Source organism: Streptomyces phaeochromogenes, from assembly GCF_001418655.1.
In the GTDB taxonomy this organism is placed as follows: Bacteria; Actinomycetota; Actinomycetes; order Streptomycetales; family Streptomycetaceae; genus Streptomyces; species Streptomyces phaeochromogenes.
Map to the genome: position 1 here is coordinate 1 of NZ_LIQZ01000567.1, position 7,944 is coordinate 7,944.

The 7,944-nt window shown below is 68.4% G+C and carries 6 protein-coding genes and 1 tRNA gene; 1 reads left to right on the forward strand and 6 read right to left on the reverse strand.

All coding sequences use genetic code 11. From position 1 onward, the window contains the following. Positions 1-49: 49 nt before the first annotated feature. The 3 genes from AOK17_RS45870 to AOK17_RS45880 all read right to left on the reverse strand — a co-directional run bounded on the left by AOK17_RS45870 (position 50) and on the right by AOK17_RS45880 (position 5,149). On the reverse strand, positions 50-1,855 hold the full coding sequence (locus AOK17_RS45870; RefSeq protein ID WP_055618588.1) for a tetratricopeptide repeat protein: 1,806 nt from the start codon (positions 1,853-1,855) through the stop codon (positions 50-52). A gap of 251 nt (positions 1,856-2,106) precedes the next feature. Next, a tRNA-Met gene (locus tag AOK17_RS45875) sits at positions 2,107-2,180 on the reverse strand. 41 nt (positions 2,181-2,221) lie between these two features. Further along, on the reverse strand, positions 2,222-5,149 hold the full coding sequence (locus AOK17_RS45880; protein ID WP_079053669.1) for a UPF0182 family membrane protein: 2,928 nt from the start codon (positions 5,147-5,149) through the stop codon (positions 2,222-2,224). A gap of 137 nt (positions 5,150-5,286) precedes the next feature. Here AOK17_RS45880 and AOK17_RS45885 point away from each other — a divergent pair, with 137 nt between their 5' ends. After that, entirely contained in the window at positions 5,287-5,844 is a 558-nt protein-coding gene (locus AOK17_RS45885) for a PPA1309 family protein (RefSeq protein WP_055618589.1), read from the forward strand. A 28-nt stretch (positions 5,845-5,872) separates the two neighbouring features. On the opposite strand, the gene AOK17_RS45890 is transcribed toward AOK17_RS45885, so the two are convergent. The 3 genes from AOK17_RS45890 to AOK17_RS45900 all read right to left on the reverse strand — a co-directional run bounded on the left by AOK17_RS45890 (position 5,873) and on the right by AOK17_RS45900 (position 7,835). After that, on the reverse strand, positions 5,873-6,967 hold the full coding sequence (locus AOK17_RS45890; RefSeq protein ID WP_055618590.1) for a YlbL family protein: 1,095 nt from the start codon (positions 6,965-6,967) through the stop codon (positions 5,873-5,875). 68 nt (positions 6,968-7,035) lie between these two features. Continuing rightward, positions 7,036-7,227, reverse strand: coding sequence for a hypothetical protein (locus AOK17_RS45895; RefSeq protein ID WP_055618591.1), 192 nt, complete (start codon positions 7,225-7,227; stop codon positions 7,036-7,038). 146 nt (positions 7,228-7,373) lie between these two features. Then, positions 7,374-7,835 (reverse strand): molybdenum cofactor biosynthesis protein MoaE, encoded by a 462-nt coding sequence (locus AOK17_RS45900; protein ID WP_055618592.1) that lies wholly within the window; start codon positions 7,833-7,835, stop codon positions 7,374-7,376. Between the last annotated feature and the right edge of the window lie 109 nt (positions 7,836-7,944).

The window sequence follows — 7,944 nt, forward strand, 5'->3', positions numbered from 1 at the left end:
CGGGAATGGGTAAGGGCGGCGGGGGCGAAAAACCCACCCCCGCCACCCCTCACGCCGACAACTCCTGCCGCAACGCATCCCGCAACCGAGCCGCCCGCTCAGAAACTTCCCCGGGCCCGAGCGACACGGCCCGATCAGCCCACCGCTGCCCCTCCGCCAGCTCACCACGACGCGCGTAGACGAGCGCAAGCCGCAACGCCGCCCGCCCATGCCCCGCATCAGCGGCCCGAGTCCACCAAAGGGCAGCCTCCGGCTCACTCCCCTCCCGGGCAAGCAACAGCCCAAGATTGAACGCCCCGTTCCGAGACCCCGCCTCAGCGGCCTCCCGGTACCACCGAGCCGCATCCACGACATCCCCGCGCGCGGAGGCCAGCATCCCCACCCGCACCTGAGCCCGCCGATGCCCCTGGGAAGCAGCCCGCTCGTACCACTCCTCGCACTCACTCTTCTCGGTGGCCGGCTCCCCCAACTCGTGCGCGGGCGCAGGAGGCCGCCGCGCGTCGAGCACGGTGGCCAGCCGATAGGCCGCCTCCGCACTCCCCCCACCCGCGGCACACCGAAGGTGCCGCTCGGCAGCCCGCTCGTCCCCGTCCCGAAGACGCGCGATCCCCACCTGCAGCGCGGCCTCGGTGTGCCCGGCGGCAGCGGCCCGCTCGTACCACCGCAGAGCCGCCGCGTCCTCACCCCGCCCGGCGTGCAGGATCCCGAGGTTGAAGGCGGCGTCCACGCTCCCGGCCTCCGCGGCCTTGGAGAACCACGGCTCGGCCCCGGACGCGTCACCGACCTGCAGCAGCAGGATGGCCAGCGCGTTCGCGGCCTCCCGGTGCCCCGCGTACGCCGCACGCCGGTACCACTGCTCGGCCTGCGCGGTCCGCGCCTGCTCGGCGCAGAGCAGCCCGAGGTTGTACGCGCCGTTCACATCGCCCGCGTCCATCGCGGCCCGGTACCACCGCTCGGCGGTCTGGGTCTCGCCCCGCTCGGCGTGCAGCGCGCCCAGCGCGTTGGCGGCGTTCCCGTCGCCGTCCTGGGCGGCCCGCAGCCACCACACGGCGGCGCTCTCGGTGTCGCCCGCGTCCCGCAGCAGGAACCCGAGCGCGCAGGCGGCCCGCGCCTCGCCGTCCTTGGCGGAGGTCAGATACCAGCGCCCGGCCTCCTTGAGCTCCCCACGCCTCTCCAGGATCGCGCCGAGGTGCAGCGCGGCCCGCCGGTGACCGCGTGCGGCAGCCTGCCGGTACCACTGCTCGGCCTGCGCGGCGATGGTCGCCGCGACACCGTTGTCACCCTCGTCCTCGCCCGCCTGCACGGCCTTGCGGTCCAGCGTCCGCGCGAGCCGGTACGCCGCCTCGCGGTGCCCCCGCTCGGCGGCAGCCCGCATCCAGTCCCCGGCACCGGCGTCACCGCGGTGCTCCAGGAGGTCGGCGAGCGCGTACGCGCCGAGGGCGTGTCCCTGCTCGGCGGACTGGCGCAGCCAGTACTCGGCGGCGGGCTCGTCCCCGCGCTCGCGGTGGTGGCGGCCCAGCGCGTGCGCGGCGGCAGCGGATCCGGCGACGGCGGCGATCCGCCACCAGCCGGCCGCCTCCTCGGCGTATCCGCGCTGGTGCAGGAGGACACCCAGGTTGTTGGCGGCGGCCCGGTCACCGGCCGCCGTGGCAGCGCGGAGCTGAGGCTCGGCCCCGTCGAGATCACCGCGGCGGAGCAGCATGGCTCCGAGAACGCTCATCGCCTCGACGTCGCCCGCCTCCGCGGCGAGTCGTCGGCGAGCCTCCTCCGCAGCCTCGCCGGTCTCGTCCCGGTCGGAAGGCTGCACAAACCGCCCTGTCTCCAACAGAGTTGCCTTGTCCCCCATAACGTCCATCGTCGCACCACCTGCAACCTGGGTACACCTGGTATACCGCAGCCAGTGAGGTCACTTCAGCGTTTTGTCGACATGCCCACAGAGAGACAAGTGAAACACAGATTCCCCAACTCCAGGCGGATGGCGCAGCCTTCGCTTCAGCAGCACTGATGAGCGATGGGCACCCGCACGCGATCCCCGCGCGGTCCGCACATGATCCGTACACGCAGAAGGACCCGGATCCTTTGAGGATCCGGGTCCTTCTACTTCAGTAGCGGGGACAGGATTTGAACCTGCGACCTCTGGGTTATGAGCCCAGCGAGCTACCGAGCTGCTCCACCCCGCGCCGTTGTGTTGCAACCGTACCACGGCGCGGGGTGGGACTACTCAACTGCCCTGGTCACCGTCCTGTTGACCGCTTGCTTCCTTGTCGGCGTCACTGTTGGCACCACTGGCCGAGCTGGCCTTCTGCTCGGCCTCGGAGGCCCGCTGGATGGCGTCCTGAAGGTCTTCCTGGGCCTTGCCGTACGCGTCCCAGTCGCCCTTCTTGAGCGCTTCCTCGCCGGCCTTGTAGGCGTCCTCGGCGTCGGCGATGGCCTTCGCCAGGTCGGTGTCGCCCGTCGCCGGTGGCTTCGGGGTCTCACCGTCCTTGGGTGGTGGCTCGGTGGTTTCCTCGCCGTCCACTCCAAAGACCGTGTTCAGTCCTTCGGCGAGGGTGTCCTTGAAGACGGTCTGGTCGCCGTAGGCGACGCCGACCTTCCTCAGCAGCGGGTAGTTGGACGTGCCGCCTCGCGCGTACACCGGCTCGATGTACAGGAACCCGCCGTTGAGTGGCACGGTCAGCAGGTTTCCGTACTCGATGTCGGAGTCCGTGCCTCTGAGGTTGCGGACGAACTCGGCGACGTCGGCGTTGCTGTTGAGCTCGCTCTGCACCTGTTGTGGACCTCTCACCGTGGAGGTCACTCTCAACAGCCTTATCGTGCCGTAGTCCTTACTGGCCGCGTCCGCGTCCACCGCCATGAACGCCCCCAGGTTCGGGCGCCCGTTGGGCGTGAAGGTCGTGGTCAGCGAGAACTGCTGCGCGTTCTGCCCCGGCATCTTCAGGCTCAGGTAGTACGGCGGGACCGCACTGCTGTCCTTGTTGGTCGGGTCGTCCGGCACCTGCCAGGCGTCACTGCCGCTGTAGAACTGGGCCGGGTCGGTGACGTGGTAGCGGGTGAGCAGCTCGCGCTGGACCTTGAACAGGTCCTGCGGGTAACGCAGGTGCTCCATCAGCGACTCGCTGATGTCGGCCTTCGGCTTCACCGTGTCGGGGAACGCCTTCATCCAGGTCTTGAGGACCGGGTCCTTGGTGTCCCACTGGTAGAGCTTGACCGAGCCGTCGTACGCGTCGACGGTCGCCTTCACCGAGTTGCGGATGTAGTTGACGCGGTTCTGCTGCGCCACCACCGCCCGCTGGTTGTCGGTCAGCGAGTCCGCCGTGGTGTCCCCCAGCGTCGTACGGGAGGCGTAGGGGTACCCGTTGGTCGTCGTGTAGGCGTCGACGATCCACTGGATCTTGCCGTCCACGATCGCCGGATAGGCGTCACCGTCGATGGTCAGCCACGGGGCCACGGCCTCGACGCGCTCCTTGGGCGTGCGGTTGTAGAGGATCCGGGAACCCTCGCCGATCGCGCCCGAGTAGAACATCTGCGGCTCGCCGAAGGCCACCGCGTACGCGGCGCGGTTGATCGGGTTGGCGAGGTTGACGCCGCTCTTGCCCTTGTAGCTGGTGGTCTTCTCGCCGTTCTCCTCGTAGTCGAGCTCCTTCTGCGGGCCGCCCACGATGGAGTACTGCTCGGTCTTCTCCCCGTAGTAGATCCGCTGCTCGTACTTGCCGAGGTCACCGGTGGTCGGCAGCCCCGACTCGGAGAAGTCCGGGGAACCCGGCGGATCGGAACCGGTCGCCGTGCCCCTGGCCGCGACAGCGCCGTAGCCGTGGGTGTACGTGAAGTGGTCGTTGATCCAGTTGCTCTTCGGGATGCCGTTCAGGTTCAGCTCGCGCAGACCGATGACGGTGTCCTGCTCCTTGCCGTCGGCGTCCGTGTACCGGTCGACGTCGAGCGTGGAGGGGAACTGGTAGTACTTGCGCTCCTGCTGGAGCTGCTGGAAGGCCGGCGAGACGACGTTCGGGTCGATCAGCCGGTAGCTGGCCGCCGAGTCGGCGTCCTTGCGGATCTGCTCGGCGTTCTCGGTGCCGCCCTTGCCGGAGTAGTCCGTCACCTTGGCGTCGTCGATGCCGTAGGCCTCACGCGTCGCCTTGATGTTCTTCTTGACGTACGGCGCTTCCTTGGCCTGCTCGTTCGGCTGGACCTGGAACTTCTGGACGATCGCCGGGTACAGACCGCCGATCAGGATCGCCGAGAGCACCATCAGGCCGAAGCCGATGACGGGCAGCTGCCAGGTGCGCCGCCACAGGGTGGCGAAGAACAGCAGGGCGCAGATGACGGCGATGCAGAACAGGATCGTCTTGGCGGGCAGATACGCGTTCGCGTCTACGTACCTGAGGCCCGTCCAGTTGTCCGTCGCCTTGAAGTCACTGGACTTCACCGCGAGGCCGTACCGGTCGAGCCAGTACGCGACCGCCTTGAGGGCGACGAAGAGGCCGAGCAGCACCGAGAGATGCCCGGTGGCCGCGGCCGTGGCGCGCGCTCCGGGGCTGGTGATGCGCAGCCCGCCGTACAGGTAGTGGGTCAGCGCGGCGGCGATCACCGAAAGGATCGCGGCAGCGAATCCGAAGCCCAGCAGGAAGCGGTACCAGGGAAGATCGAAGGCGTAGAAGGCGATGTCCAGGTGGAACTGGGGGTCCTTCTGGTTGAAGGGCACTCCGTTCACCCAGAGCAGCCACGTACGCCACTGGCCCGCCGCGGAGGCGCCCGCGATCAGTCCGACCAGGGCGGTGATCCCGAGAAGAATCCACTTCTTGTACGGGGCCACACCCATGCGGTAGCGGTCGAGGTTCTGTTGCTCCATCGACATGGCGCTCAGTGGCGGCCTCAGCCGGTGGGCCAGCCAGATGTTCACGCCGACGGCCGTGGCCATCAGCAGTCCGAAGACGAAGAACAGGCCGATCTTGGTCCACAGGGTGGTCGTGAAGACGGACGAATACTTGACCGATCGATACCAGAGCCAGTCCGTCCAGAACCCCGCGAACATGACGAACGCCATGGCCAGCACGGCCAGTACGCCCAGTGTCATGAGCAGGGTCCGGACGCGCCGGGACGGTCGGCCCACTCTGATCCGTGGCCCCGTCGGGCCTCCGCCGCGGTCCGGCATCTGGAAAGCCAAGGTGCGCACCTCGAAGTTCGCTGTTGGTATCTGGGGGCCCCGCAAACGCCGGGCCACATCTATGCAACTTACTGATGCTTTACTCGGTTCCCGCTTCGGGGGCCGAACGAGGCAGGATTGTGACCATGTCCAACACCGCCTCCTCAGGCACACCCATGGCGGCCGGGCCCCTCACCCGCGCCGTCCTCGAGATCGACGAGTACGTGGCGGGGCTCGGCTGGGACCAGCCCGCCCGTCTCTTCGCCCTGGTCGACACCGGCCGGCTGCGTTCCCAGGAACCGGGGCTCGCCGAGCGCCTCGGTCTGACCGAAGACGCCCCAGAGGGCACCCTTACCCCCATTGAGCAGGACGAACTCCCCGCGGGCAGCCCGCTGGACGAGTTCCTCGGCACCATCGCCTGGCCGGACTCGGTGGTCGGCTGCGCCCTGTCCGTGGAGCGGCTGATGCTCCCGCCGTCCGCGGAGGCGTCCGTACCGGACGGCCTCGACGAGAAGCGGCTGGCGAAGTGGGTCGCCGAGCACCCGGAGCGCCAGGAGGTCCGGATGACCGTCGCGGTACTGCGCGGCGGGAAGCGCGAGTCGGCGCTGCGACTGCGTGAGAAGGACGCGGCGACGGACGTCCTCACCGGCTCCGACCTCGTACCGGGCCTCGCCGAGGCCCTGACGGCGACGTTCGCGGAGTAGCGCGAAGCGGGCCGGCCCGCCGGGTGCGCTAGCTCTTGGTGCACTTCGGCAGGTCGGCCGTGTTGCCGCCACGGATGTCCGTGAGGGCGCTCATCGCGTCGTCGATGGTGTCGACCTTGACGAGCGTGAGCCCCTCGGGGACGTCACGGGAGGCAGCCGCGCAGTTGTCCTTGGGCGTCAGGAAGTACTGGGCGCCCTTGTCGCGGGCGCCGACCGTCTTCATCTCGATGCCGCCGATCGGGCCGACCTTGCCGTCGTCGGTGATGGTGCCGGTGCCGGCGACGAACTTGCCACCGGTGAGGTTGCCCGGCGTCAGCTTGTCGACGATGCCGAGGGCGAACATCAGGCCGGCGCTGGGGCCGCCGACGTCGGCGAGCTTGATGTCGATGGTGAACGGCAGTGTGTGGTCGGTCCCGGCCGAGATACCGACGATCGCGCGCTGCTCGCCGGCGTCGGCGGACTTGGCGGTGGTGATCGTGATCTCCTCGGTCTTGGTCGCCGTCCGGTTCTCCTTCTCGGCGGCGGCCTGTTCCTTGGCGGGCACGATCGTGAAGACGACCTTCTCACCGGGCTTGTGCTTGGTGACCAGCTTCGCGACGTCGTCCGGCGCCTTCACCGTCGTACCGTCGACGGCCTTGATGACGTCACCGGCGTGCAGCCTGCCCTCTGCGGGGGTGTCCTTGACGACGGTGGAGACGATCACCCAGGACTTCACCGGGATCTTCAGTTCCTTGAGGGCCGCGACCTTGGCGCTCTCCTGGGACTGGCTGAACTCCTCGGCGTTCTCCTGCGTCGACTGCTCCTCCGTCTTGCCGTTCGGATAGAGCGTGTCGTGCGGAACGACCTTGTTGTCGTGGGCCAGCCACCCGTACACGGCCTCGACGAGGTTCATCTTGTAGTCGGCGCTGGTGACCCGGACGGTGGTCATGTTCAGATGCCCGGTCGTCGCGTAGGTCTTGCGGCCGGAGATCTGGAGGACCGGCTCGCCGTCGTGCTCCCCGAGTGTGTTCACCGTCGGCCCCGGTGACATCTCCGAATACGGCACATTGATGAAGACTCCCGCGCACAGGAGCGCGATCAGCATCAGGGTGGAGGCGAGCATCGTCGCGGTGCGGCGTGGCATGGAACGACAGTACGGGACCGGTCTGTCAGCGCACCGTCAGGGCCGTCCGTCCGGGGAATCCGGGCCGGTCAGGCGTCCGTGTGCAATTGCTCCGACTTCTCCGGGTTCTCCGACTTCTCCATGGCCTCGCGGAAGCGTGTGTAGCCCGCGAGCTCGGTGCCGTCCCCGAGGGTCTTTCGGTTCCGTCCGGCCCAACTGCCCCACAGTCCGGCGCCGATCGCGGCCAAAAGCGGAATCAGCAACCAGGCGAGCGCCGCCATGCCGACCTCCCAACCCCATGAGCGACCGCAACTGACTGATCAGCAGATTAACCATCCGCATGTTCAACGCTCACGGCAGGGGTCGGGTTACGCAACCGGAACGGCGCACACTTGTGGCACCTGGGTCTCAGGTGACCCGTGTGACCTCAACAGGCCCCGACCCACTCCTCCGTACCGTCGGAAAAAGTCTGGTGCTTCCAGATCGGGACCTCGTGCTTGAGATCGTCGATCAGTTTGCGGCAGGCCTCGAACGCCTCGCCCCGATGCGGGCACGAAACGGCGACGACCACCGCGAGATCACCCACTCGAAGATCACCGACCCGGTGCACCGCGGCGAGCGCCCGCACCGGATACTCGGCGACGACCTTCTCGGCGACCCGCCGCATCTCCGCCTCGGCACTCGGATGGCACGAGTACCCGAGCGCGTCGACATCGGCTCCCCCGTCATGATTCCGCACGGTCCCCACGAACAGCGCGGTCCCCCCGGAGGCATCGTCCCCGACAGCCCGGAAAACCTCGTCCAAGGAGAGCGCCGTCTCCCGAATCGCCAGCAGCTTGATCGGCTCCTGAGCGGCCTGCTCACCGGGATGATCATTCATGGATGCCATACCCCCATCGTGCCCCACCCCGCCAACCACACGGAATACGGATTTCCTCCGGCACACGCGCGTGCCCCATTGGAGCCTCCTACAGACCCTCAGCCCGTCCGGCGTTTGA